The organism is Candidatus Hydrogenedentota bacterium (assembly GCA_019695095.1).
Taxonomy (GTDB): Bacteria; Hydrogenedentota; Hydrogenedentia; order Hydrogenedentales; family SLHB01; genus JAIBAQ01.
In genome coordinates, this window is sequence record JAIBAQ010000057.1 from 1 (window position 1) to 25,995 (window position 25,995).

Genomic DNA, 25,995 nt, shown 5'->3' on the forward strand with positions numbered 1-25,995 from the left:
GCCTATGCGACTGCGAGCGCGAGCCGCGAACTCGGCCTGCGTGGTCCTGCGCCCGACGTGGTGGCGCTCATGCTCGACAAGGGGCGATTGCGCCAGGCACTGTCGGAGACATTGGGTGGGGCGCACGACTTTGCCGTGGCTGCAAGCGCAGAAGCGACGATGGCGGCGGCGAAGAGGCTGCGATCGCCGTGGGTGGTGAAGCCGTTGGTGGGCGACAAGTGCCGAGGCGTCAGCTTTATTGCGCACGCTGAGGACATGCCGCTGGGATACAAACGCGCGAGCGCTCAATCCGCCGGGCCGGGTGTGCTGGTTGAAGAATATGTTCAAGGCGACGAGTTCGTTTTGGACGGTGTTGTTTGCGGCGGAGCATTGCACGCGCTGTGCGTTTCGATGCGCATGCGCCCCGCACCGCCGATGTTGCATGACCTGGGAATGCTGGCGCCCGTGGTGCAATCGGTCGCGGAGCCGGTCAACGAATACGCGCAGTGTGTGGTTCGCGCGCTGGGGTATGACGATGGACCGGTCAGGCTTGAGCTTGTGCATAGCGGCGAAGGTTTTCACGTGATTGAAGCGTCGCCGTGCGTTTGTGGCGGACGCCTCGAAACCGACTTGGCGCGGGTCACAAGCGGTATGGGCGCAATCGAAGCGACCTTGTCGATGGGCGCGGGAGCGGACTGGTCACTGCCCGCTTCCCGAAAGCAAGCCGCCGCTCTGTTGTGGATGCCTGCGCGATCGGGAGTGGTCGAAGAAATTCGGGGACTCGACGAAGCGCGCGCGATTGAAGGCATTGCTGACGTGGAAGTCAACGCGGCGCCCGGCGACTGGATCGGCCACTTGGCGATTCGGCATTCGCACGAGCGCATCGGATACGTGCTTGCTGCCGGGACGACATCGGAAGAGGCGCTCGCCGCCGCGCGCGAGGCGCTCAAGCGTTGCGAGGCCGTGACGCGAGCGACCATCTCCGCGGGGTAAGACAGACGCCCGGAGAATTATTCGGTCTCCGCGGAAGGCATCAGAGTTGGCGTGGTATGCGACTTTACCACGGGGCGCTTCCAGCGGCCGGAAAGGTAGTAGCCGAGGCTGATGACCGCGCCAACGCCGATACTGACGAGCACGGCGTACCACACGCCTTCTACGCTCCCCATGTGCCGCGACAAGTAGGTTGCGAGGGGAACGCGGATCGCCCAGAAACCGATGAGCGAAAATACCGACGTGACGCCCGTGTGACCGGAGCCATTGATGACGCCGTTGCTCGCGAACATCACGGCAAAGAGCAGATACCCGAAACCGACGATGCGAAGATACTGTGCGCCGGTTACCACGACATCCGCGTCGCGCGTGAAGAGGCTGATAAGCCACGTAGGCATTGCGACGGCGATCACCGTGGCCACCAAGGTCAATCCGCAACTGACGATGATTCCCCACCGGAAGACTTCGGCGACGCGGTCGTAGCGGTGCGCGCCGATGTTTTGTCCCGCCAAGGTGGAGACCGCCGCTCCGACGGCCATGGCGGGCATGAACGCGAGTTGGTCGATGCGCATGGCGATACCGAACGCGGCGGCGCAGTGTGCTCCAAAGCCGTTTACCAGACCGGTGACGAACAGCATGCCCAACGAGACCAATGCCTGCTGAACCATGGAAGGCACGCCGATTCGCAGCAGAAGCGCGGACATGGGGACGTCAATCTTCAGGTTGCGCCAGTCCGGCGCGACGAGCTTGCTGCGGTGTTGCGCGTAGACCGCAATCGACACGAAGGCGAGTATTTGCGCGGCAATGGACGCCCAGGCGACACCGTTTAGTCCAAGGCGAGGCAGTCCGAACCAGCCGAACATCAAGACCGGATCGAGCACGGCATTGATGACCAGCGAACCGGCTTGGAAGTAGAGCGGAGTCTTTGAATCTCCGACGCCGCGCATAACGGATGCCTGAAAGAAGACGCCGAACATGAACGGAGTCGTCCACAAAAAGATGCGAAAGTAGCTGACGGCCAGGGGGAGTACTTCGGGAGGCGTCCCCATCGCGCGGAACACCCAATCCACGCCGGCTTGACCCAACGCGACGCACAGAACGCTCGATACGCCCATCAGGACGATAGAATTCTGAACGACGGCCCGCAGACGGACGAAGTCCTTTGCGCCGTATGCCTGCGCGGCGAGGACATTGGACGCCAGGCTCAGGCCTGCCGCGAGGGCCATCAGAAGAAAGAGCAACGGGAAGCCGACCGTGATTGCGGCCATGGCGTTGGCGCCGAGGCCGTTGCCGACCCAAAGTGCGTTCACAATGCTGTAGGCGGTGTGAAGTAGGCTGCCCAGAAGCATGGGAATGGCAAAGAGGACCAATCGCCGGGCCACGTTGCCCGTCGTCATGTCCGTGCCATGATGTTCGTGATGGCCGATCTGATCTTCTGCTGAAACGTCGGAACCCATGGATATGCGCAAGTGCCTGTCGAGTTGTGCGGGCGGCTGCAATCGCGATTTGCGAGCAGATACGCGAGCGTGGAGTGACTACTAGCGATATTCTATCAGAGATCACTCCCGCTGATCCGGTATGCCGGTGTCATTACGCAGAGGTATGCATACGCGGCGCGCGGGGGAGCCGTGTTTCCGCGTCAGTGTTGATGTCCCGTCGCCTGCATGGTGTCATCCATTCCGGCCTGCGGAGTCTCCTGAGAAGCCTTCTGGTCCGAACTTGGCGTCTGAATGCCGGACACGGCGGGATTGAGGCGGGCTTCGGCGTCAATCAGGAAAGAACCTCGTGAGACGATACGCTGCCCCAATGCGAGACCGTCGAGCACGGGGTAATAAGCGCCGGCGCGTGGACCCAACGTGACGTGGCGCGCATCGTATAGGCCTGGAGACGATTCCACATAGACGACGGTATGTTCTCCGGTGTCGATGACGGCGCTCTCGGGCACGGCGAGAACGCGCTCGATGCGAAACCGTGTCATCTTCATGCCGCATCCGCACGTGGTGCATACGCCGGGTTTGTCACTGATTTCTTCGGGATGCATCGGACACATGTACCCTTCCACGACGGGTTCGTAAGAGCCCGCGTGTGGCAGGGCGGGGTTTTCTCCCACGCCAGTAGTCATGCCGGGAGCAGAGGCGGTCTGAACGCCGGCTCCCTTCTTCTGTTCGACCAAGCGCATGCCGCAGATGGAGCAATCGCCGGGTTTGTCGGAAACGACCTGGGGATCCATCGTGCACGTGAAATACTTGGCACCGTCGGCCAGCGTGGCCAAGTATTGCGCAGCTTGCTCCGCCGTAGTTGTGGGAAGAGTAATAGCGTGCGCCCCCTTCTGCTTCTCGACCAAGTGCATGCCGCAGATGGAGCAATCGCCGGGTTTGTCGGAAACGACCTGGGGATCCATCGTGCACGTGAAATACTTGGCGCCGTCGGCAAGCGTGGCCAAGTATTGCGCGGCTTGCTCCGCCGTAGTTGTTGGCAGAGAAACGGACTTCGCTTCCTTCTTTGGCACCTGAGCCTTTTCAGTGGCGTCATCGGCAGAGCCGTACTTGCCGATCGGGGAACGCATGACCGCGTTCACGTACATACCGGGGCGAAGTTTCCCGTCGGTGTTGGCGATGGATACGCGCACTTTCAGCGAACGGCTGGAGGGATCCACTTCGGGGTAGAAGAAGTCGACGGTTCCGTAGAAGATCTCGCCCGGCCACGCAACACTCGAAACTTCGACGGGCATCCTGTCGTGGATGCCTCCGATGTCGGATTCGATGACTTGGACTTGCACCCAGAGTGTGGAAAGATCCGCGATACCGAAGAGAGCGGTTCCTTCTTCCACGTTTTGGCCCAGGACGACATTCTTCTTCATGACGGTGCCGGTCACCGGTGAATACAAGGTAATAGCGCTGGCCTCGCCGCCTGTCTGCGCGATTGCGTCGAGTTGCTGGTCAGTGAATCCTGCCAGGCTCAATCGCTTGCGCGCGGCAGTCACCAACGCTTCTGCGCGTTCCTTCGCTCTGTCGTCGGCGTTGGGGTTGTTCTCAACGGACTTCTTGTTCTCCAATGCGTGTACGTACTCCGACGACCCCTGCAAGAACTGTGGACTGTAGATTCGGGCGAGGGGTTCCCCTTTACGAATAGGCATGCCCGTCGCGTTGACCATCAGCTCTTCGACGCGACCGGGAAACCGGGCGATGACATCCGCGACGCGCGTTTCCGCGACTTCCACCACGCCGTAGGAACGCACTTCGCGGGTCAGCATGCGGTAGAGCACGGGTTCAACTTGCACGCCCGCCTGCATGATTCGATCGGGCGAAACCTGTACGCGCGCAAGCACGCCCTCCGGCATTTCGACGGGGGCGCCCTTCTTTCGTTGCGTGAGGTCCATGCCGCAGATTGGGCATTTGCCCGGACGGTCGCGCACGACGAAGGGATGCATGCCGCAGTAGTATTCGAATTCGCTTTCGGCGGATTTCTCTTCGAGTGCAACGCCCTGCGACGTCCGCTCGCGCTGCCAGCGCTCGTAGTAGTTCTGAATGGTGTCCCAGTAACCGACAAGCAAGGCGGTTATCACCAGGATCAGGATGAACCGGAGGCGGATCTCGAGGAACTTGAGCACAAAGAAGGCTCGTCTCAAGATGCCCGGTTTTTTCGTTGGCGCATCGCTCATTTAAGGTCTCCCAAAACGGCGTTCATGACGCGACTCCGTCCGTGCCCGTTTCCGGCGCTGCCGCGGGCAGTGGATTTTGCTGAAGGCGCATCCAACGACGTTTTTCGACGTGATAGAACAGGACCGGAAGAAAGATGTCGATGACTTCATCGGCAACAAGCAGGCCACCCAGCACTGGCGCTGCCATCGGGGCGATGACTTCCGCGCCAACGCCGTGCGCCCAGAGCATGGGCGCAAGGCCCACAATGGCCGTTGCTTCCGTGAGGAACTTCGGTCGAAGCCGGTGAACGGCTCCCGCGACGACGGTCTTCTTCAGTTCGTCGACGGAGGGGATAGACGCCAGCCCGCCGCGTTCGGCGATGGCGTCGCGCAGGTAAACGAGCATGATGATACCCGTCTCGGTGGCCATGCCAAAGCACGCGATATAACCCACCCATACCGCAACGCTGAAGTTGTATCCGAAGAGCGCCTGGAACAAGACGCCGCCCGCCAAGGCTCCGGGAACGGCCATCATCATCAGGATCGCGTGCATGAAGTCGTGGTAGGTGACGTACAGGATGACGAAGATGAGTATGAGCACGGCAGGAAACACGATGCGTAACGTTCTCTTGGCGCGAATCTGATGCTCGTACTGGCCGGTCCATTCCAGATAGGCGCCCTCGGGAAGCTTGACTTTCTCGGCCACGACGCGCTGGGCCTCTTCGACAAAGCCGACGATGTCCCGATCACGGACATTGAGTTGGACATACGAGCGGAGCAGTCCGTTCTCGCTCTTGATCATCACGGGTCCTTCGACCACGCTGATATCGGCTACGTCACTTAGACGAACAGCAGGTAGAGTGCCCATACCATTGGATGAAGGCTCGGCAGGCGCACCCATGCCGCCCTGCGTAACGAGGATGTCGCGAATGGCCTGTTCATCGGCGCGGTAGTCGCGCGCGTAGCGCAGTCGAACGGGGTAACGCTCACGTCCTTCCACGGTGGTGGTGATGGGTTTTCCGCCAAGAGCGACTTCGACAATATCCTGAATGTCGCCGACGTTAATCCCATATCGCGCTGCCTTGGTCCTGTCGATGTGAATCTCGATGTATCCCTTGCCGACCGTCTGATCGGCGACGACGTCAACTGCACCCTGAATGCCGCGCAGCACTTCCGCAACTTGGTTCGACGCCTGCTGTATGTCGTCCTGGTTCTGTCCGAATACCTTTACCGCGAGCTGTGTGCGAACGCCAGTTGCCAACATGTCGACGCGATTGATGATGGGCTGCGTCCAGATGTTTGCCCACCCCAACTGATGCACGGATTTGTCGAGTTCCTGGACAAGATCTTGTTTTGATTTTGGCCACAGGAAGATGCGCTCGCCAATCTGCTCCGCGAGCTTTGCGGCGTCCACGTTGTGCGGGTGCGTGTCTCCGCGCCACGCCGCCTGCATGCCAGCCTGCAATTCCGACTCGGCGAGGAGCGCGTTTGCGAATGCCAGCATCGCGTGCGGGAACAGGAGTTGATTGGTTTCTTTGGCCCACGCGTGTCGTTCATCCGATCGATATTGCTCCAAGGCTTCGAATGTAAGTACATAGAAGTCTTTGCGGGGGAGTCCGAGCGTGTCCGTGACGATCGCCCACGCAGTAGTCATCGGAGATTCAATGGGGGCGAGCAGGGCGGCGGTTTCCTTGTTTTGCGCTCCTGCTGCTTTGAGGGCGTCAAACGTTGCGTCAACCAGTTCTTCCACGTCGAGGAGTTGCGGATTGTGCGCGAAGGATGCGGCATGTGCGGCTAGAAGCTCTTCCATCAGGCGCTCGCGTGTCGAGGTTTCCAACGGTGAAGTCCAGGCGTGATGCCCTTCGACTTGTTTCAGCGCGCGCTCAATTACGAAGCGCGCCGACGCATTCGCCAGAACGCCCTGGTGCTCCAGTGAGCGGTCCATTACGTCGAGTCGCATGGCCGCGTCGAAGCGGTCCAGCGCGCCGAAAGCTATGGCATCGACGAGCGACTTTCGTGCAGCGTCTTTGACCGTGTCCACGGTTCCGGACGATTCGAGTTGTGTGAAGAGGCGGTCCGCCTCCGCTTGCGCGTCCTCGATTCGAATCTTGCGTTTTAGCCAATGATCACGCGGGTGCAGCGTGATGACAGACTCGATCATATCGAGGGGCGAGGGATCGGTCGGGGTGTCGGCGCGCCCTGCTTTGCCGACGACCATTTCGACTTCGGGGAACGCGCGAATCATGGCATCGCGGGCCTTCAGGTCGTCGGCGACTTCCGTAACCGAGGCGCGCGGCACGGTGACCGGCATGTCAAGGATACTGCCTTCATCCAAGGGGGGCATGAATTCACGGCCGAGGTGGCGTGCCGTGTAGAAACCAAGCGCGAGCAGTATCACGAAAAGCCAAATGACCGTCTTGGGACGTTCCATGAGGAAACTCAGAACAGGCCGATACATCTCGATGACGCTGCGGATCAGCCAGTTGTTTTCTTCGCGTGACAACCTGCCTCGAACGAAGATGGGGATTATCGCGGGAACCAGCGTGATGGAAATGATTGCCGTGCCCAGAAGGGCGAATGTCTTCGTGAAGGCGAGGGGATGAAACAGCTTGCCTTCCTGACCAGTGAGAGCGAAGACAGGCAGAAACGAAATCACCATGATCACCACGGAGAAGAAGATAGGCCGGCCCACTTGACGCATCGCGCCGACCACAATTTCCGTGGTGTCTCCACGAATAGGCCTATCGCCGAAGTGTTGGGTAAGCCGATGCGTGGCGTTCTCCAGCATAACGATAGCCTGATCTACGAGAATTCCAATGGAGATGGCGATTCCCGAGAGCGACATGATGTTTGACGAGATTTTAAACCAGTCCATCAGGATGAACGCGATGAGGATGGACAGGGGCAGCGTAATCACGACCACGAAGACGCTGCGTATATGAACGAGAATGAGGAGAATGGCAATTGTCGCGATGATGATTTCGTGTTCGAGGATGGTCTGGACGGTATCGATAGAGCTCTCAATGAGCCGGGTCCGGTCGTAGAATGAAACAATGCGCACCCCTTCCGGCAGGCCTTTCTGGAGTTCGCGTATCTTGTTTTTGATGGCTTGTGTGACGCGCAGGGGGTTCTCGCCATATCGCATCATGACGACGCCGCCGACGGCCTCGCGTCCATCCTTTTCGAGGACGCTGCGCCGGAATTCGGGGCCCATCTGCACGGTGGCGACGTCGCCAACCAATACGGGAACGCCGTTGCGTTCGGTGATCACGATGTCGCGTATGTCTTCGAGAGTTTGTATCCAGCCCACGCCGCGAATGAGATATTCGGCGTTTCCTTTCTGAACGACGCGTCCGCCCACGGAACTGTTGCTTCGCGCGATGGCCGAGTAGATGGCTCCAATGGTTACGTTGTACGCGCGCAGGCGTTCGGGCGTTACATCCACCTGGTATTCGCGCGGCATTCCGCCGACGCTGCTCACTTGGGCAACGCCGGGAACCGAATTCAGTTGGTATCGGACATACCAGTCCTGAAGGGCGCGCAGTTCGCCGAGATCCCGGTTGTCCCCTTCGATCGTGTACCAGAAGATCTGGCCGAGCGCGGTGGCATCCGGCGCGAGATACGGAACCACGTTTTCGGGCAGAAACGTGTTCGCCAACGCGAGGCGTTCCAGGACCCGTGTGCGCGCGAAGTAAAAGTCCACGGAATCGTCAAAGATGATGTTGATCATCGAGAAGTTGAATTCGGAGGAAGAACGAACGGCCTTGACGCCGGCGAGCCCTTGGAGGTTTACCGAAAGGGGATAGGTGATCTGATCTTCGATTTCCTTTGGACTGCGGCCCATCCAGTCGGTAAACACGATGACCTGATTCTCGGACAGATCAGGAATCGCGTCGATGGGGGTACTCTGCAGCACCCAGAGTCCGTAGCCGGTGATGCCCAGATAGACAATGATGACGACCGCTCTGTTTCTGCAGCAGAATTCGATCAGCCTTTCAATCATTGCAGGTCGACTCCATCACGTGACTCGTTGACGGCGCTGCCAACAGTAGAGTGTAGCGGGAGTGCGGCGAAACATCATTTCATTACCACATTCTTATGATACTTGCCGTTGGGGCCGTTTACATGTTTTACCGTGGACCCGCCTGAACCCGTGGACGCACAGCCAGCGGCCCCTGTCGCTAATACAAGCACGAGGGTCGTCAGCGCGATGCCCGCGCGCCTCCATGACTTGATACTCATTGTATTCTCACCTCCTTCTGAAGTCGCCGCCGGCTCCCTCAATACTCACGCGTGTGAGCGGCCGCGAACTAGAGTTGGGTACGAAAACCGCCAGCGAGTGCTTCGCCATTTGCTTTCGCACCCCCGCTGTAGATGGGGGGAGAGCAAATGCCGTACCAATGCGCAATACGGGATAAAGACGGCCATTTGCTGGTTTTTTTGCATGGTGTGGGGAAGGACTCGCCAGATGCTGGCGACGGCAATGGCCAAGTCCTGACACTCTTAGCAAGCCGTGAAGGGCCGGGCTGGAGTATAGCGCTCTAGATGTGGAGAGTAGACGAGCACGGACGAACACGGACGAGCACGGACGAAGTGGGCGAGGTGGGCGAGGTGGACGCGGTGGACGCGGTGGATAGGGGGCGGTGTTGGGTCGCGCGGGTGCAGATGGCGGTTCAGTGCAGAATCTCGGCCAAGGCTTTCAGGACGCATTGCTCACTGGGCCACGGTTTTCGTTGTATCACTTGGACGTGTTCGCCGCGCGGCGCCCAGATGGCGGGGTCGGTGGGGCCGAATATGGCAACCGAGGGACAACCGCAGGCGGCGGCCAGGTGCGTGACGCCGCTGTCGTTTCCAATGTATGCGCGGGCTGACGTGAGTTCCCGTGCGAGCGTGACGAGGCTGGACGTGTGCAATACAGACGCGGAAGGCGGATAGGACAGGTTTTCTTCGGCAGGTCCGGCAATCCAGGTCACCGTGCGGCCTTTGTCTGCGAGCGTTTCCGAGACCTTTTGGAAGCGCTCTACCGGCCAATTCTTGCGCGCCCCGCCACTGCCGGGATGTATCAACACGTCGTGAGAAGAATCGCCTGACGCGATGGGCAGCCGCAACGGTGGAAGGTCTTCGTAGCCGAGACAGGATGCATAATACTGCGACGCGTGGCGGTTCCAGTCTTCCGGAGGCAACCCCGGAAACACAAGCACGTCGCGCACGCCACACGATTCGATAGCCTTTCGAATTGTCCCGTCGTCGTTCATCCACACAATGACCCGCTGAAATGGATTCATGAATCTCTCGAGTCGCGGCGACGGTGTGGAGAAGACGGAATCGAAGCCGATGTCGTCGAGATCGTGAGACGATTCCAACAAACCGGTTACTTCGGCAACCAGGAGGCGCGAGCGAATACCCGCGGCAGTCACCGGGCCGTCTTCGTTTAGGCGCTTAAGGGTTGGGCAGAATAGAAGGAAGTCCCCGACACCGCCCGTGTGAACGACGAGTGTGCGAGTAGAAGACGCGGAGTGGGGAAGATTCACAGGCGTCCGCCGCGCCCAGTATCTGCGTCCTTGAACGCGTAGATCACTATGCGCGCCTGCCGGTACGGCGAAAGGTTGTCTTTCAGCAACTTCAAAGCTGATGGCGCGTTCTCTGGCACAAGGAGCGGCTTTAGGGCTGGTATCATGCCGGTCGAATAGCGCTCGTCCACGACGAGGTACTTTGCCCCTGCTTCTTTTGCGCGCTTGAGGATCTGATCGATGGTGTCCGTAGGTTCTGGACCGGTAGTCGGCATGTCCGCATAGAATCCAACTTGCGGTTTGCGCGACATGATCAATCCTGGCTCAAGATTCTCTTTCATCCAGCGTCCGGCGATCTTGTATTCGACCGGTTGATAGGACATGCGACCCAAGTAATGGGGAACCACATTGACCGCCAGGCCCAATAGCATCATGAGCACCAGCAGGCCTACAGGCGCCGCCCTCAATGCGCGCCACTGTTTCAAGCGATGCGCCTGGTCGGCGACCAGCAGGAGACCTCGCGACGACCAGAGTATTGCGGCGATGGTGACGGGCATGATGTAACGCGGTTCGGGAAACGTGCTGTACACAGCGGCTGCGAATTGCAGTATCGCGAAGCTGACCAGGACGAGTTCCAGGCGCAGGTCGCGCCGCAAGTACGACGGCACGAACAGGCCGACACCCGCGAAGAGCAATAGGTACGGGCCCAACATGGTCGGCAAGACTTCGCCAAACAATTTGATGAATGTGCGGATGAAGGCCTCGCCTTGGCGAAACAACGTGTGGAGCACGGCGGTTTGCGTGTCGGGCATACGCGAATTCAACGTGGGTTCGCCGGTGACTTCCATCATGTACATGGCGTATACCGCCAGGAGAAACATGCTGATGAGAGCAACCGGCGCCAAGCGCCAGGGGCGAATCTCGTCGTCGCGCCGGTCGAGAAGGATCAGGGCGATAAGGGGCGCGGCGAGCATGAGTATGGTGCCTTCGGGCCGCGTCAGATGAAGCGCGAAGAAAGTCACCGGGGCAAGAATCGTCCAGATATGGCCGCGGCGCAAGGCCAAGACGAGGAAGTAAATGCCCGAAAACCAGAAGAGCGATGCCAGCGCTTCCGGCGCTACCCGGCATCCGTAGTCGACGAGCCACGGCCAGATGACCACAATAAGCGTTGCGACGCGCGCCATGCGCCGCCCCTGCATGTCGCGGGCAATGAGATACACGGGGACAACCAGAAGGGAGGATGCCACCAGCGAAACGGCGATTCCTGCCCATTCGAAGTCGTTTACGAAGAAGCTCAGAAAAGCGCAAAGGGCCGGATAGAGGAGAGGAATTCGAGCGTAAAAGCCGACAAAGTCGCCCGCCGCAAAGTGGCGCGCGACTTCAATGTACTGGATCGAGTCAGCCGAGTCGATAACCCGCGGAGCGAGTAGGAGGAATAGCCCTCGGTACGCCGCGGCCAACGCCACTCCGACTGCAATGTCGAACCCGATCGGATCTTTCTTGAGCGTCGGGTCGTTCACAGGTCCGTGACCTCAGTCCGATACAACTTCACAGTGGCTGCAACACCCACTGCGGGCCAAGGCACTCAGACGATAAGCCGGCCCAAACTTGTTCTTCCTAGATATTAGGCTAATTAGCAGAATTGTTCAAGGAATACGGCGCCGCGGAGGAATCCCTCCTCACGAACTTGAGAGCTGTCCTCATTTTCGATACTCAGCACACCGTCGTAGCCGTTGATGCGCAGGTGGCTCACTAATTCGCCCCAGTTGATGTTGCCGAACCCGGGGATGACGTAGCGCCACCACCCCTTTCCGTAGACGCCGACGCGCGCGCGGATGGCTTTGTCGACCAGTGTGTCTTTGGCATGAACGTGGAAGATGCGGTCCTTGAATTGAGATACCGGAATGAGGTGATCGCATTCCTGGTGATAGAGATGGCTTGGGTCGTAGTTGAGTCCGAAGTTGTCGTCGGGGATGGCAGAGAACATTAATTCAAAGGTGTCAATGCCTTGAAGACACGTTTCGAACCAATTCTCCAGCGCGATCCGGACTTTCTTTTTGCGGGCATGCGCCAATACAGGTTTGAATACTTTGGGCAGCACCTTCGCAATCGTATCGTATTTGGACAGCCCTCCCGCTTGGAATCCCGCGAGCATGCACACGGTGTCTACCTCGAGGAGCGCCGCCGCATCGATGACCTTCTTGGCATGTTCCTGGACTTTCCCCGTTTGCCTTGCATCCGAGATGCCCACGTCGTAGTAGGCGAGGGCGCTGATCTCCAGTTGCCGCGCTTCCAGAGCTGTCTTCAATTGCGCGGCTTTCTTCGCGTCAAACTTTGCGGCATCCAAGTGTTTGCTGCCGGGATGGGCGACGATTTCCAGACACGGAATTGCGGCATCCTCGGCAAAATCCAGGACTGTCTCCAGCGGCTCCTTATCAAAGGGGGCCGTCAGCATACCTACTTTCATGGGGTCTCCTTCCTTTCCAGGATGGTGGTTTTCAATTCGTGTGGATGACGTCGATCGTCAGTTGTGAACAAGTACCTTCATAACGCCGGGGGCGGCGGCGCGCTCCAGGGCTTTCAACGCCTCGGTGATGGGGTAGCGCTCGGTGATAAGCGAACGTACCTCAACCGTGCCCAGCATAAGGGCTTCGAGCGCGGGCCGGAAGGGGCCGCACCGGGATCCAATGATGTTGATTTCGTTGATGACCGGGACGCTGAAGTTCATCGGTGTGCCGTTTGCCACGGTGGTTTTGAGCACGATAGTCCCTTCGGGGCGCACCAACTCGATGGCGCGCGCGATACCTTCGGGGGATCCGGTGGCTTCCACGACAATGTCCGCGCCGGATTCCACGGGGTCCGTGGCGGCTGCGACGGGTATGTGGAGCTTGCGCAGGAAGTCGAGCTTCCACGAATGCTTGCCGATACACGTCAGCTTCTTGGTGCGAAGCGCGATTACCTGCGCGATCAACTGCGCCAGTTTTCCATCGCCGAGCACGATGACGCGATCATTCTGCGTGATGTCGATTTGTTCGTCGATGCGAAATGCCGCGGCGGCGGGTTCGGTGAATACGGCCACTTCGTCCGGCATGCCTTCGGCGACCATATAGAGATTCTCTTCCGGCAGCACGAAGTACTCCGCGAGTGTGCCGTTTCGGTTTTGAATCCCGAGGACCGTGCGATTGGGACAGTGATGGGACAACTCGCTTTGGCAGTAGCGGCATCGGCGGCACACGCAGTTGATTTCGCCCACAACGCGCTTGCCCATGAGATGAGGGTTGGCCGATTGTTCGACAATCCCGACGAATTCGTGTCCGATGACACCGCGGAATCCCATGTAGCCTTTGAGGATTTCGAGGTCGGTATTACAGATTCCAGTGACCAGCGTACGTATGAGCGCTTCGCCAGGTCCGGGCGCCGGTACGGGGAGATTGACAAGGCGCGGTTCCCCGTCGAACACAACCGCTAACATCTGCTGTCCTCCCCGGTAACGATGGCCACGCCCACACGCCAAAGGTGTATTGAACACTTCAACGAAGGGAGAATCAAGAGGATAATCCGGGCGTCTGGCAACCAGGTGAAATCCCGGGCTGTATACTGGATAGAGTTGCCGGCCACGTGGAGTAGAGGAATGCGGATTCTCTGTCAAGGCGAAGGCTTGGATCTGTCGGAGCAACATCTGCTGGATTGGATTGTCGCGATTACTGGGCGGGCGGCATCGTTATTATGTGGCCACGAACTGGACAAGTAATCAGGGCTTTATGAGCGATTCCGAGATCATCAGGCGAGTTCTTTCCGGTGAAGATGCTTTGTTCAGCCGGATTGTAAACCGGTATAGCGGGTACGTTTGGGCCATTTGTTCCAGCTATATCCGCAATCCGGCGGACAGGGAGGATGTCGCTCAGGAGACGTTTGTGGAGTGTTACCGAAAGCTGAACACGCTTCGGCAACCGGCGGCCTTCGGCCGGTGGCTCAGCCAGTTAGCGCGTAGGCGCTGTTTGATGTGGTTGCGCGCGGCGGGTCGCCGTGAAGCGAGTCTCGCCCGATACGAAGAGCAGATAGAAACCACCGCTGATATCGAGACTCATTCCGGAAGCGGTGAGTTGCGTCAAGGGATTCGCGACGCCATTGAAGGTTTGCCCGACGACTATCGTGAAGCGCTTCTTTTACGGTATGCCGAAGGCTATTCGACAGAAGAGGCGGCATCGTTTCTCGGAATCTCTTACGCGGCGATGCGCAAGCGGATCGAGCGGGCGCACCACATGCTCAAGGACCGGATATGGAACGAGATCGAACCGGCACTTGCCGAAGAGAAACACGAGGATAGATATGTTCGGGGAATCCTCTCAGCCATTCCGTTTGGCAGTGCGACGTGGCTCGGCACAACAGCCCCGGCCGTAACGACAACGGCGGCCGCGGCAACCGTCAGTTCAAAGCTGGCACTGATAGGGGGGATTGCAGTCATGTCCAAGAAGGCAATGTTGATCGGTGGCGCGATCGTAATCTTGCTGGGTTTTGGGTATGTCGCCATACAGAAGGCAGGAGTCTCGAACACTGAGTCGCAGGGCGCTGCTGTTCCTCAGAAGTCTGAAAAGGAACTCGCGTCAACGATGACCGAAACGGCCGCGGATGTTGGCGCTCAGCCGGCAATTGCTGATGCAGCGACACCGCCTGATCAATCGAAGAAGTCCACGGCCATACCGCGAAAGCCCGCGCCGCCGTCGTCTGTTTCCGGCCATGTGAAGGACAGGGTAGGGAAGCCTATTGCAGGCGCGGATGTCCACGTGGAGGTCGGCAGCGATCGTTACACCAATGATGTAATCAAGACGTTTCATGCCAAGTCGAAAGAAGACGGCTCGTATGAGGTGGCGGGCATCGACGTGTTTGGGCGAGCGAACATCTTCGGGACGGCCACGGGTTTCGTGATGGAACGTCAGCACGAGAAGATCGTTCCAGGCGCGAAACTCACTGGCATCGACTTTTCGCTCTTGGAGGCCGCGTACTATGTCGCGGGACGGGTCGTGAACGAGAGCCAGATGCCCGTTCCCGGCGCTTCGGTGGACTCTCTCTATTTTGGGTATGACGAGTCCGGCTTGGCGCACACGGCAAAGACGGGACAGACAACGGGCAACATCAGCGGGTCGAAGTTTGTGTTTGCCGTCACGGATGACAGTGGACACTTTGCCCTTGCGATACCCAGCGAGGGTTTGTGCGATCTGCGGGTGACGAAAGAGGGTTATGGCCCCGGCTTTTTCCCAAGCATCTCAACCGGCACCACTAATGCGGAACTTGTGCTTCGCGCGGGCGGGGCGATATCCGGGGTTGTCTCAGACGAATCGGGTAAAGCCGTTGCCGGTGTGAATGTTCGTGTTCTTGGAGAGGCACTTCCCGGAGGGCTGGAGACTGGAGAGGTGCGAATTCAGAAGCTTCCCGTTCCCACCGTCACGGTGACTACGGACGACGCAGGGAAGTACCTCGCCGATAAACTCGGCGAAGACTACGTATACACTGTGTCCGTTCCTGCTGAGGAGAAGTCGTTGGGCTCGGACGATTCCCAGGACCCCATACGCGTCCACATTGCGGAGGCCATGCGCGAACTCGATGAAGGTTCTTTCGGGGGAGCGAGTGCGCGCGCGATGAAGACGGGTATACACGTCAAGGCAGGAGTGACAACCACCGACGTGAACCTGACGATAGGCGGCCCGAGCGATGCCGAAATTTGTGGCAAGGTGACCGATAGGACCAGCGGTAAGCCGGCCTGTCCGGTCGTAGTCACCGCGGCACTTGTGGGGGGCGCCAAGGAGCAGGCCAAGACGAAGTATTGGTTCCAAGCGGAAGCCGGGGCATCCGCGGTGACGCATCTGGACGGAACGTATGAGTTGTCGATTAACAATGTCGAGCAAGGCCAGCGATTCAGGATCAGCTATGCGTTCATGACAGAAGGAGGCAGTGCGTGGGAGCAGCCCGATGAAGAGGTGGCGGTTTTCGACCTGAATCCCGGGGACAAGAAACAACTCGACTTCAGTGTGGATGCGCCCATGACTGTTCCTGTCCGGTATGTGGATACGAAGGGCGGGCCGCTAGAAGGTATTTCCGCTGCAATGCGCCGGGCAGGGGGGAAAGGTGGTTGTGGCGGGACGCTTATGTCGGATGCCGAGGGGCGCGTTACTTTTCACGGTATACCGGGGAACGTGAGTCTTCAAGCCGTGGCATGGAAGGACACGGGCAATGACCTCATGACGCTTGGCGTCAGCGAGCCGTTCACGGGTCAGCCCGGGGAGACGGTTCCCGAAGTAGTCGTAGTGTGCCGAATGCCCGGCAGCATCCAAGTCATGCTGACCTTTCCGGATGGGCGCGCGGTGGCGAATGCAAACGTGACGTGCGAGGCATCTCTTGCTGACGGCAGCGCGCCGCCTATTCAAGGCATGGTTACGACGGATGCCTCTGGCGCGATCCAAATCTTCGACATGGTTCCTGAAGGCACGTATCGAGGTGCAAGCGTGTCGTTGATCGATCCCAGTACGTCACAACCCTACTCCGCGTCGTCGGGAGGCTTCGAAGTGGCCACGGGCGCCATGACCGACTTGGGCACTCTCACCGTTCAACCAGAAAAAGACTTGTCACGTGTGGTGGAGTCGGCGGATTGGGGCAGGAAAGGAAACGAGGCAATCGCTGCTGTGTACTCCAAGGAGGGTCTGGCGGCGCTAAGTAACTCGGGCATGATATTGAAGACCGGTTTCGCGTTGTATGACGTGGGCAAATACCAAGATGCCTTGGATGTGTTCGCGCAGATGTCCGCGGCCGCCGATAATGACACGATGTCCGCAGTCTCGTACATTTGGCAGGGGCAGATGCTAGACCTGCTTGGGAAACGGCAAGACGCCATCGCGGCGTATACGACGGCCGCCAATATGAACGTGACGGGCGAAATGCGCCACGATCAGTTTGGACTCGCGTATTCACCGAGCGAATATGCCAAGGAACGATTGCAGACGCCGTTTACGCGCATTGAGAACCAGATGAAGTAGCCTCAAGAGAGCGCGGATTCGATACCACTGCGAGGAACAGGCATAACGTAGAATGAATCAAGGTGCGGATTCGCACTGCTGATTCCTCTACTTTGCGGCCGGGCCAACGGCGTCGGGTATCGCTGCGCTACTCACGCTGGGCGGCGCTATCCGGCTGAATGCTTCTGTCGGCCAAAGGCCTAGCCGCTCGAAGCCTTCCGGCAGCGGCTGCATATAGTGAACGTAGGCGCTGACCCTGCCTTTGATCGTGTACGAAGGGTCGGTCTCGCCCGAACCTGCAATCTTGTTGCCTTGCACGGAACCTTTGCCGAAAACCTTGTAGCCCATCAGAATACAGTCTTCAAAGTCGACATGAAGGTACTTGCCGTCAATATCGCAGCAAATGATGCCTGAGCCGGGTGTGCCGCCGGGCTGCGAGAAGTTCAGTGTGATCAGGCGGCAGTCCTTGAACTTCACGCGCGTGTAAAGCTTGAAACTGGGGTAGGCACACTGCAAGGCGTTATCCGGCGACACAATCGTGCAATCTTCAAAGATGGCATCGGGAAAGTCCGGCATCGAGGTGTGGTGAGCGCGAACATACACGCCACCGGCATCGCCCCACCAATCGAGGTTGGCGTAGTAACAGTGGCGGTACACGACGGGCTCGTCTTTGCGGCCAACGTGTCCGGCCGCGCAGGTGCCCGAAAAACGTCCGATACCGACGCAGTTCTCCATCAGTCCGGATAATTCCGCGCCCTCACGATTGGTGTATGCCCAACTGAATCCGCCCTCGGAGCCCGCAGAATATAGATTGCGCAAGATCCACCGGTCCCAATCGTCAGTTGAGTACTCGGGAGTGCACTTGACCGGTCCCCACCAGTCGACGCTTTTCAAACCCGATTCTGGCTGGTCGGATTCGACGATTTTGAAGGGAGGGTTGCCGAACTTGTGGGCCAGGCTGGTGTCCACCCGAACGGCTACGCCGGGGCAACTCGAATCGACGACGACCCAACCGGTCGCGCCGGATCCCAGCTTGCCGTCGCCATCGCCGACCAAGAGGTTGTACGAACCTTTCGCGCCGGGATGACCCGTGTACAGGTTAGCCTCGACATACGTGTCAGGCCGAACGATTACGCGGTGGCCGCCGTTGTTGTCGGGTATGGCGGACAAGCCCGCTTGAATCGTGTTGAATGCCTTTTCCCACGTGCTGCCGTCGGAGTTGTCGCCGAGTTTGGAGACGTAGATCGTTTTGCCCTTGTTGCCCGAATAATCCGCGGCGGCAGGGTCCCATGGTTCGGCAAATGCCAACGACCCGAAACATAGGAGAACCGTGGCACAGATAACAGCGATTGCAGGGTTGCGTTTGAGCGCATTGAAGGTACTCGTCCTATGCATTCTCTCAACTCCTCTTAACCTCTTCATGTCGATTGGTAGTCTTCTTATTCTACAGGCAACTGATCGGGCCAGATGTTGGCCGTGCGAGCCTGCACGTTAGGCATGGCGGGCAACGGCGCACTCGGAATTGGCTCATACCAGAACGAGGCACACGACCAATCGCTTTCCGTTTCTCCGCCTGGAAACCCCAGTTGTTGAATGGTGATACGTATATCCTTCTGCCACACGATTGGATCCGGCAGATGCCAACGATACATGGACACAAAGTCCTTCTCTTTAAGGCTGCATCCGTTGTAGAGAAACGTCGCTACTTGAATCCCCCAGGAGAGACCAACATAGTCTTCGCTTCCCGTGCCGCAGATGGTGGGAAACTCGGTATCGCCATCCATGTACATTTTCACTTCGCCTTCTCCCCACCATTGTTCCGGGTGGAGGTTCCGGATTCCGATCACGGTGCCAACGTAGCGGCCCTTGCCTTTTCGTTGCGGCAGTAGTTCGAAGTCCTGTTTTCGAGTCGTGGGGTTTTCGCGGCGAAACAGTGTGTGGAGGCGACCGACATCAGCCGGATGCTTGTCGCCAAGGGTGTAGTCGATTTGATAATAGAACAGGATTTCGGTGTCGTGCTCGTTGCTGATAGTAATTGTCGCCTGCTTTGAGAACGGCATAGGCAGCCAGAAACTCAGGCCTGACAAAGGTCCTATCGAGTGGACTGCAGATTGGTACGCCGACACTTTGCCATGAGCAAATCCGAAGAAGTCGCCTATCGGACACTCGATGCTCGGATGCTGCTGCCCGTCCCATTTCGCGCGCAAAACCAGACTGCGCAATACAGCAGGCTGATTCGGGGCAATGTTAGGAGGCATGGCGCGCATGGTCATCCAAATGTGGCGGATGGTGCCCGAGCCTTTAATGTCGCAGAGCTGAACGGTCTCGCCCGGTTTCAGAACCCGAGATGGGGCTCCTTTTCGTCCAGGGCCCCATTGGCCCGCGGCCTTACCTCCCTCGCCGGGGGCGCCGGTCGGATTCTCGAATGAGATGGACCGCGATACAAGGCCGGTATCGAGGAGGTACGGTTGGTGAACAACGTCTATCGGCTGTTGGGCGCTGGCTGTCAAACAAAAGCAGAAAATCGGAAGCGCGATACATGAAATGGCACATGTGACCAAGCCGATCGTTCTGCTGAAGGAACTACTATTCGGCATACTTCGTCTCCCTTGTACTTGACTTCGAGCCCACCTATGTCATTGGACATTTTCCGTGCTGACCAAGGTGTACGAGCTACCGCTTCGCGTCGGGAACTCGAGTACATTACCTTCCAGTGTTTGTATCTCTCCGCCCTTCTCTTTCAATCGAGCTTTTTCTGTACCCCAAGGATTCAGAAGACGACACGGCGCTCCGCGACGGCTGGTAATCTTCACTTCCGTGACGCGACCTTGTTTGCGCTCCGCTGAGACTTCGAACGCGCCTTCTCCCACGAGTCCGGCAAATCGGGCGTCCATGCCGGTTGGCAGAACAGGGAAGAGGCGTAACAGCGGTTTGCCGGTGGCGTCGGGATGTGACTGCAGCAGGTGTTCGGCAACTACGCCGGCTGCTGCGAAGTTCTCGGTGAAAATGGCCAACTTCATGAATCGCGGGCACTTGTCTGCGAGCGCCATTTCGAGCACTCCGTTAGGATATTGACGCTTGCGCACGTCGGCGAGAAACTGGGCCAGGCTATCGTCGATTCCCAAACGCGCGCGCTCCACACCGAGCGCCACCATGCTGTTGTTGCCGTTGGTCTGGATTAGCTTTGCCGTACGGCGGGCAATTTCGATTTGCCGTGGATTGGCCCAGAGTGTTGGATCTTCGCCCGGAAAGACAGGGAACAAGGGCACCGGATTGTTGTACTCAATCGGTGGTGCGTCGCGGACATCGACGAAGATCGTCCCCTCGGGCGATTCAAAGGTGGGGTAGTCAGAAAGATTCGTCGCCAGGGCGCGCCAACGCGCGGCCTTCTCTGCGTCGCGCCCCAGAACATCCGCCGCTTCCGCGGTCGCGAGCAAGTGATAGCGGGTAAACGCGATTGCCGAAGCACTGTCGCGGTTATTCACGAATTTTGGCGATACCGTACCCCAATGCTCCGGGGAGAACGTCGGAAGTATGTGCAGACGGCCATCTTTAGGCACTAGAGAGGCCAGGTCCTCGCGCTGTGTGCGTTGCAGAAGCCATTCGTAGAAGCGCGCAACTTCAACCATCATTGGATAGGTCTTTTGTTCGAGGAATTCACGATCTCCGACGTATTGCCATTGGTGCCAGAAGTGCTGCATGACCCACGCGGAGGTTTCCATAATGGGATTGAAGAGGTAACCGGCATAGAGCATGCCGTCGTGGCGGATAGGGTAATCGCCCGGGTTGAAGGTTGCTCCGGCGGCCTCTTTGCCGTAAGCGAAAGGTGTGTTTTTCAATGCAATGGGGAACGTCTGGCAGATTCGATCAAAGTAGGGCTGCGCAAGATCAGCATGGTTACAAATGAAGGTGGGCCAGAAGGTCTGTTGGAAGTTGTAGTCCAGCATGTAAATGCCATGCCACGGGGCCAGATCCATCCAGATCCAATTGCCGTTCAGAGAGGGCGCAACCGCGCCGGGACGTATGCAACAGCCAAGCAAATACACGTTGCGATAGAACAGTTCTTCGGCAAGTGCCGCGTCTTGAGTCGAAGCCAAATTGGCCTGCGCCTTCTCTCCATTGGATGCCGTGATCTCTATGGCGCTACGCGACCAGAACTCAGCCCATTCGGCAGCGTGTGCCGTATGGATCTTCTTCCACGGATCGTCTGCCGCATCTTCGGCCAGTCGGCAAGCACCCGCTGCCGGTTCTGTATCGCCGTCACCCGTAGTGCGAACCCCGACGGCAATGGTAACCCAAGGTTTCTGCGTCGAAGTAATCTTGCAGACTGCTCGATCCGTTTCTTGTGACAGTTCACTCCTGGCTCCGTCCACGATTGCCGCAACGGCTACGGAGAATCCTTCGGGGTACGTCGGTTCTGCGGGAATCCGTTGAAGCACCCAGAATGTGTCCTCTGTAATTCCTGTTTCTGGAGGCGCGAGAGGCGCGTTGGCAGGGTCGGCTGCGTTTTCTTTCGACGGTTGACTCATAAACGACGCCGGAGGTGGCGATGGCTGGCTCCAGTCGAGTGTCTCGCGCGGACGGTATATATCCACCTGCAACTTCTTGGCTGCTTCGGCGGGCACGCGTATGAACACGACATTCCTCGCGCGCTCGATAATGACAGCCACTTTCCCGTTAGGTGTATCGAAAGTGAGTGTGGCATCGACCAATCGCAAGTGGAGGTTTGAGATCTGTCCCAACCCGGTGAGACGAACCTGGCCCACCGGCTTAGGAGTTGGAGAGAAATTAAACTCGACGGCTTGCGAACAGTAGTAGTTGTTAGGGTCGCTAAAGTTCCATGTGCCGGACACTACCTGTTCAACAAGTTCATCGAATGTGATTATTGGTCTGTCATGGGTGTCGTTGAACCGGCGGTCCCAGACGTCGTTTTTTCCGAGGGTGAAGACCAGTGTTTCCCCATCCGCCCAAATTGATGCGCCCAGATCCCCGTTTCCAAGCAGCAAACCCAGGAGAGGTTCGTTGGTGGGGCTTGGCAAAACGAAGTCGTGCTTCGAGGCAACTACGGCGCCGTCTAGGGACTCGGCGGCACACCAAGGTACAGGGGCGAGCATCACTAGCAGTGGGACCAAGAATATCACTGACTTGAATGTTCGCTGATTTGACGGAAATGCAGGGTGGTTCAAAGTAGTAGCCCCCATCATCAGATTACGCCCGTTTCGATCGGATATGACGTGCTCCCAGCCCGGATTCTGCCGCCACTCAAGGTGCGTCGTGTGTATACGATTTGCCCGGTTATGGTGTCCATGCTGTAGGGCAGCATGGCCCCTTGCCACCGACCGTTACCGAGACGGCATCTTGAGACTGCGTACTACCTTCTGCCCGTTATGAAGATTGAGTGTACGGGCAGTATTTGTGAATTGGAAGGGGTGAAGTCCGGAACAAAGACGGGAGGAAGGAATTTGTGCGAATTCTGCACAAAGGCGTTGGCGCAGAGTCCAGCAAGGATGGCGTGAACTGACCAATTGCAGTGTCGGCGTACATGTTGAAAAGTGAAGTGCCTAGCCGTACAGGCAAGTCCAACTGCGAAGGACGTTACACGGTTGATTGTGGCACAACGGTCTGGGCAATAGGCCGATCGGGAATTCGCCCGGAAGATTCACGATGCTGACATGGCCGTCCATGTACAGCACGTTACACCGCCCGGACGCTGTGTAGCCTGAGGCGGTGCTCGTGGTGCATACTCACTTCAGTTAATCGCGAGAGATCCGCACGCGACTGCACAACCTTGGGGAGGTTTGGAGGGGAACATGGAGAATCTGACGCGACGTTCGTTTTTGAAGACTACGGGAGCCGGTTTGGCTGCCGCATCGGCGTTGTCGGGTGTGACGGCGAAGGCCGCGGCAAGTGAGCGTGTGCGGCATGCGGTCATCGGGCTTGGGGGGCAGGGGAAGCGCCACACCAAAGGCTTCGCGGCCATGGACATCTGCGAAGTGGTCGCCGTGTGCGATGTGGACCCCCAGCGCCGCGATGCGGCTGTGGCGGTCACGCCTTACCCGGACAAGATTGCCAAGCACGAAGACTATCGGCGGATTCTTGAAGACAAGACTATCGATAGTGTGAGTATTGCGACGTGCGATCATTGGCACACGCCGATCGCGATTGCCGCATTGATAGCCGGCAAGCACGTGTACGTGGAGAAGCCGTGCGGTCATAACGTACACGAGTGTCAGGCGCTTGTTGAGGCGGCTAAGAAGTCGGGGAAGTGTGTGCAGCACGGTACGCAGGCGCGAAGCGGCAAAGGCGTGATTGCGGCGGTGCAGGCGTTGCGTGAAGGCGCGATTGGCAAGGTGCGGATGGCCAAGGCGATCAATCAACAATTGCGGGCTCCTATCGGGCGCGCGCCTGAGGAAGCGCCGCCGCCGGGTGTGAACTACGATATGTGGCTTGGTCCCGCGCCGGTGCACCCGTTCACGAAGAACCGGTGGCATTACAACTGGCATTGGTTCTGGGATTATGGATGCGGCGATATTGCGAACGACGGTGTGCATGAAACGGACGTCGCGCGTTGGGGACTCGGCGTGGGCATGCCGAAGCGAGTCAGCGCTTCCGGTGGTCAGCTCTTCTATGACGACGATCATGAGACTCCGGATACGCAGGTTGTGATGTACGAGTACGACGAGTGCTATCTCATGTACGAGATGCGCTTGTGGTGCGACTATGAGATCGGCGGGATGGAAAACGGGACCGTGTTCTTTGGAGACAAGGGTACGATTTCGTTCGATGGCGGCAAGGGCTGTTTTCTCACGCTTAAGGGTGAGGAACCGAAGCAGATTGGAGGTGGCCACGAGTGGGAGACTCATGTTCGCAACTTCATCGAGTGCGTGAAGGCGAACGACAAGTCGAAACTCAATGCGCCAATCGAAGAAGGGGCAATTTCCGCGACCATGTGCCACATGGGCAACATTTCGACGCGAGTGGGTCGGTCGCTGGCAGTTGACACCAATTCCTGGAGCTTCGTAGGTGACGATGATGCCAATAAGCTGCTCAAGCGGGAATATCGAAAAGGCTATGAGTTGCCCGTATACGCGTAGTCCGGTCAAATGAAAGAAGCGCGCAGACTCATTTAAGGTCTGCGCGCTTTTTTGTCGTTTACGCTGTTGTTGCGTCAGGAACGATTGCGGCGGCGTCGCGACTGGAGTTCGGCCAGGACCAAGCCAAGCGCGGCCAATCCCAACGGGGCCAAGCCCGTGAGACCCGCCTGAAGCGGAACGTTGCCTGCTTTTGCGCTCGCGAAGCACGAGGCTCCGGGGGACACGCCATGCTGATAGTATCCGCCGGTGTTGTAGTTTCCGGCGTCGTCTTGACATACGTTATCCGGAATGGTGATGGTCACCGGTCCGGTTACGGTAACAGGCAGCAAATTGAACGTGTAGACAGCGTCTTCGCCGCTGAACGTATTTGAAGAGTGGAACTGCGCACCCGTGACGATAATGTCGCTCTGAGTAAATCCAGTCACCGGTTCGCTGAAGGTCACGAGGACTTGGATAACCGTGCTGATGCTGCTGGGATTGGGGGTGACGCTCGATATCGCTACCGATGGCGACGCCGTATCGACTGTGCGTTTGAATTGGGTAGCAGCTTTATTGGGATTTCCTCCCGCGTCTTTTGCGGAACCCTCCGGGATATCGACCGTGATCTGACCGGAGATGTTGGGAACGAGATCGAAGGTATAGGTGGTGCCCGAGCCGTCGAAGTCCTGAGCGGTGCATCCGCCGATATCGAGGTCCGTGACATCGAATCCGGTTACGCTTTCGCTGAACGTGACCGTGACGGGAATCGGGTTCTGGCTAGTGGTTTCGGTCGTCGATGAGGTGATGGTAACGGTTGGAGCAATGAGGTCGAAATTGACCACTTGCCCTTTTTCCGTGGCGCTCATGCACGTAAACAGGGGTTCAGGAAGCGTCAAAAGCTCACTGCACTTCGCTTCGGCGTCGCTGATACTCGGCTTTGCGGTAAGCAGGGTCATAAAGATGTATGTTTGTCCGGCAGGCAGGCTGAACGAGTATTCCCACGAGACATTTGCCGTGTTATTGACAAAAGAGACCGTTGAGGGAGCGATGCGGCGGCCCGGACCATAGAGGACATGGCCAAGGCGGGGGCTGTTCGATAAGCCGCCCCCGTCGTAATCCTTGAACGTAACAACCCAGCGGTCGGAGGTCGTCGCGGTATCGAGGGGCGCGGTGGATGTGCTGCCGATTAGCGTATTGGTTCCCGCGCCCATTGTTCCGACGAGCGTGACGGTGACGGTTTCGGAACTTCCCGAGTTGTTTTGGACGACATTCAGCCACCGGCAAAACGCATCGTCTTCCGGGACAAACACTTTGCGTTGTACGGTGAGGTTGCCGATGGTCTGCGGCGCAAATACCACTTGCCGGTCAACGAAAGAGGTTTCGCCTTCGCAGGTGGTGGTTACCGTGCCGTTTTGGTTGTAGGCGACGCCGTTTACGAGAAGTCCGGCGTAGCCTTCTACGCCGTTGGTGAGCAGTGCGGTGGTTGTGCCGCCCAGACTCGTGGTGACTCCCGTCACGGAAGTCGTGTATTCGGCCTCTTTCGCCGCGCCCGACGCCGACACCGAGGTAGTGAAGGTTACATCGGTGTTGATGTCGAATTGGACGCCAGAAGCGTCAACGAGTGAAACGACGGCTCCAGCCGTCGGAACCAGAGCGGTCACGATGACCGCTGCCAGGAGATAGGTCTTCCAAGTCATGACTGTGAACAACCCCTTCTTGCCCGTTTTTTTCCTCCGGCCGCACGCAAAGTGTGGCCAGAACGACTACCCATAACGGTGCCTTTGGGGAGTATAGGG

15 protein-coding genes and 1 pseudogene are annotated in these 25,995 nt (G+C 58.2%); 3 read left to right on the forward strand and 13 right to left on the reverse strand.

The features are described 5' to 3' along the window. The coding region (locus K1Y02_11405) for an ATP-grasp domain-containing protein (protein ID MBX7256958.1) at positions 1–972 on the forward strand (972 nt) is incomplete at its 5' end. Between the two features lie 17 nt (positions 973–989). On the opposite strand, the gene K1Y02_11410 is transcribed toward K1Y02_11405, so the two are convergent. The 8 genes from K1Y02_11410 to K1Y02_11445 all read right to left on the reverse strand — a co-directional run bounded on the left by K1Y02_11410 (position 990) and on the right by K1Y02_11445 (position 13,591). Beyond that, positions 990–2,426: an MATE family efflux transporter gene (locus K1Y02_11410; protein ID MBX7256959.1), complete on the reverse strand. Its 1,437-nt coding sequence runs from the start codon at positions 2,424–2,426 to the stop codon at positions 990–992. 182 nt (positions 2,427–2,608) lie between these two features. Further along, positions 2,609–4,630: an efflux RND transporter periplasmic adaptor subunit gene (locus K1Y02_11415; GenBank protein ID MBX7256960.1), complete on the reverse strand. Its 2,022-nt coding sequence runs from the start codon at positions 4,628–4,630 to the stop codon at positions 2,609–2,611. A gap of 22 nt (positions 4,631–4,652) precedes the next feature. After that, positions 4,653–8,612: an efflux RND transporter permease subunit gene (locus tag K1Y02_11420; protein MBX7256961.1), complete on the reverse strand. Its 3,960-nt coding sequence runs from the start codon at positions 8,610–8,612 to the stop codon at positions 4,653–4,655. 74 nt (positions 8,613–8,686) lie between these two features. Continuing rightward, entirely contained in the window at positions 8,687–8,851 is a 165-nt protein-coding gene (locus K1Y02_11425) for a hypothetical protein (GenBank protein ID MBX7256962.1), read from the reverse strand. A 431-nt stretch (positions 8,852–9,282) separates the two neighbouring features. Then, positions 9,283–10,140, reverse strand: a complete 858-nt coding sequence (locus K1Y02_11430) for a glycosyltransferase family 9 protein (GenBank protein ID MBX7256963.1) — start codon at positions 10,138–10,140, stop codon at positions 9,283–9,285. After that, complete coding sequence (locus K1Y02_11435; protein MBX7256964.1) at positions 10,137–11,639, reverse strand: glycosyltransferase family 39 protein; 1,503 nt, start codon at positions 11,637–11,639, stop codon at positions 10,137–10,139. The genes K1Y02_11430 and K1Y02_11435 overlap by 4 nt, the downstream gene beginning before the upstream one ends. A gap of 113 nt (positions 11,640–11,752) precedes the next feature. Further along, positions 11,753–12,586, reverse strand: coding sequence for a sugar phosphate isomerase/epimerase (locus K1Y02_11440; GenBank protein ID MBX7256965.1), 834 nt, complete (start codon positions 12,584–12,586; stop codon positions 11,753–11,755). Positions 12,587–12,643: 57 nt separating this feature from the next. Beyond that, positions 12,644–13,591: an alcohol dehydrogenase catalytic domain-containing protein gene (locus K1Y02_11445; protein MBX7256966.1), complete on the reverse strand. Its 948-nt coding sequence runs from the start codon at positions 13,589–13,591 to the stop codon at positions 12,644–12,646. A gap of 289 nt (positions 13,592–13,880) precedes the next feature. On the opposite strand from K1Y02_11445, the gene K1Y02_11450 reads away from it, so the two are divergent. Then, entirely contained in the window at positions 13,881–17,147 is a 3,267-nt protein-coding gene (locus K1Y02_11450) for a sigma-70 family RNA polymerase sigma factor (protein MBX7256967.1), read from the forward strand. Positions 17,148–17,234: 87 nt separating this feature from the next. Here K1Y02_11450 and K1Y02_11455 read toward each other — a convergent pair whose 3' ends face one another. The 4 genes and pseudogenes from K1Y02_11455 to K1Y02_11470 all read right to left on the reverse strand — a co-directional run bounded on the left by K1Y02_11455 (position 17,235) and on the right by K1Y02_11470 (position 22,834). Next, on the reverse strand, positions 17,235–18,521 hold the full coding sequence (locus tag K1Y02_11455) for a hypothetical protein (GenBank protein MBX7256968.1): 1,287 nt from the start codon (positions 18,519–18,521) through the stop codon (positions 17,235–17,237). A 44-nt stretch (positions 18,522–18,565) separates the two neighbouring features. Then, positions 18,566–19,723, reverse strand: coding sequence for a DUF2961 domain-containing protein (locus tag K1Y02_11460; GenBank protein MBX7256969.1), 1,158 nt, complete (start codon positions 19,721–19,723; stop codon positions 18,566–18,568). Between the two features lie 39 nt (positions 19,724–19,762). Further along, on the reverse strand, positions 19,763–22,258 hold the full coding sequence (locus K1Y02_11465; protein ID MBX7256970.1) for a hypothetical protein: 2,496 nt from the start codon (positions 22,256–22,258) through the stop codon (positions 19,763–19,765). Between the two features lie 429 nt (positions 22,259–22,687). Beyond that, a pseudogene (locus K1Y02_11470) lies at positions 22,688–22,834 on the reverse strand (hypothetical protein). A gap of 102 nt (positions 22,835–22,936) precedes the next feature. Between K1Y02_11470 and K1Y02_11475 the strand changes: the two are divergent. Further along, positions 22,937–24,220: a Gfo/Idh/MocA family oxidoreductase gene (locus K1Y02_11475; protein MBX7256971.1), complete on the forward strand. Its 1,284-nt coding sequence runs from the start codon at positions 22,937–22,939 to the stop codon at positions 24,218–24,220. Positions 24,221–24,294: 74 nt separating this feature from the next. Here the strand turns inward: K1Y02_11475 and K1Y02_11480 are convergent, their stop codons facing one another. After that, positions 24,295–25,896, reverse strand: a complete 1,602-nt coding sequence (locus K1Y02_11480) for a hypothetical protein (GenBank protein ID MBX7256972.1) — start codon at positions 25,894–25,896, stop codon at positions 24,295–24,297. Between the last annotated feature and the right edge of the window lie 99 nt (positions 25,897–25,995).

Coding starts and splice junctions, on each gene's coding strand:
- K1Y02_11410 (MBX7256959.1), bottom strand. CDS start 2,426: ATGGGTTCCGACGTTTCAGCAGAAGATCAGATCGGCCATCACGAACAT.
- K1Y02_11415 (MBX7256960.1), bottom strand. CDS start 4,630: ATGAGCGATGCGCCAACGAAAAAACCGGGCATCTTGAGACGAGCCTTC.
- K1Y02_11420 (MBX7256961.1), bottom strand. CDS start 8,612: ATGATTGAAAGGCTGATCGAATTCTGCTGCAGAAACAGAGCGGTCGTC.
- K1Y02_11425 (MBX7256962.1), bottom strand. CDS start 8,851: ATGAGTATCAAGTCATGGAGGCGCGCGGGCATCGCGCTGACGACCCTC.
- K1Y02_11440 (MBX7256965.1), bottom strand. CDS start 12,586: ATGAAAGTAGGTATGCTGACGGCCCCCTTTGATAAGGAGCCGCTGGAG.
- K1Y02_11445 (MBX7256966.1), bottom strand. CDS start 13,591: ATGTTAGCGGTTGTGTTCGACGGGGAACCGCGCCTTGTCAATCTCCCC.
- K1Y02_11450 (MBX7256967.1), top strand. CDS start 13,881: ATGAGCGATTCCGAGATCATCAGGCGAGTTCTTTCCGGTGAAGATGCT.
- K1Y02_11455 (MBX7256968.1), bottom strand. CDS start 18,521: ATGCATAGGACGAGTACCTTCAATGCGCTCAAACGCAACCCTGCAATC.
- K1Y02_11460 (MBX7256969.1), bottom strand. CDS start 19,723: ATGCCGAATAGTAGTTCCTTCAGCAGAACGATCGGCTTGGTCACATGT.
- K1Y02_11475 (MBX7256971.1), top strand. CDS start 22,937: ATGGAGAATCTGACGCGACGTTCGTTTTTGAAGACTACGGGAGCCGGT.
- K1Y02_11480 (MBX7256972.1), bottom strand. CDS start 25,896: ATGACTTGGAAGACCTATCTCCTGGCAGCGGTCATCGTGACCGCTCTG.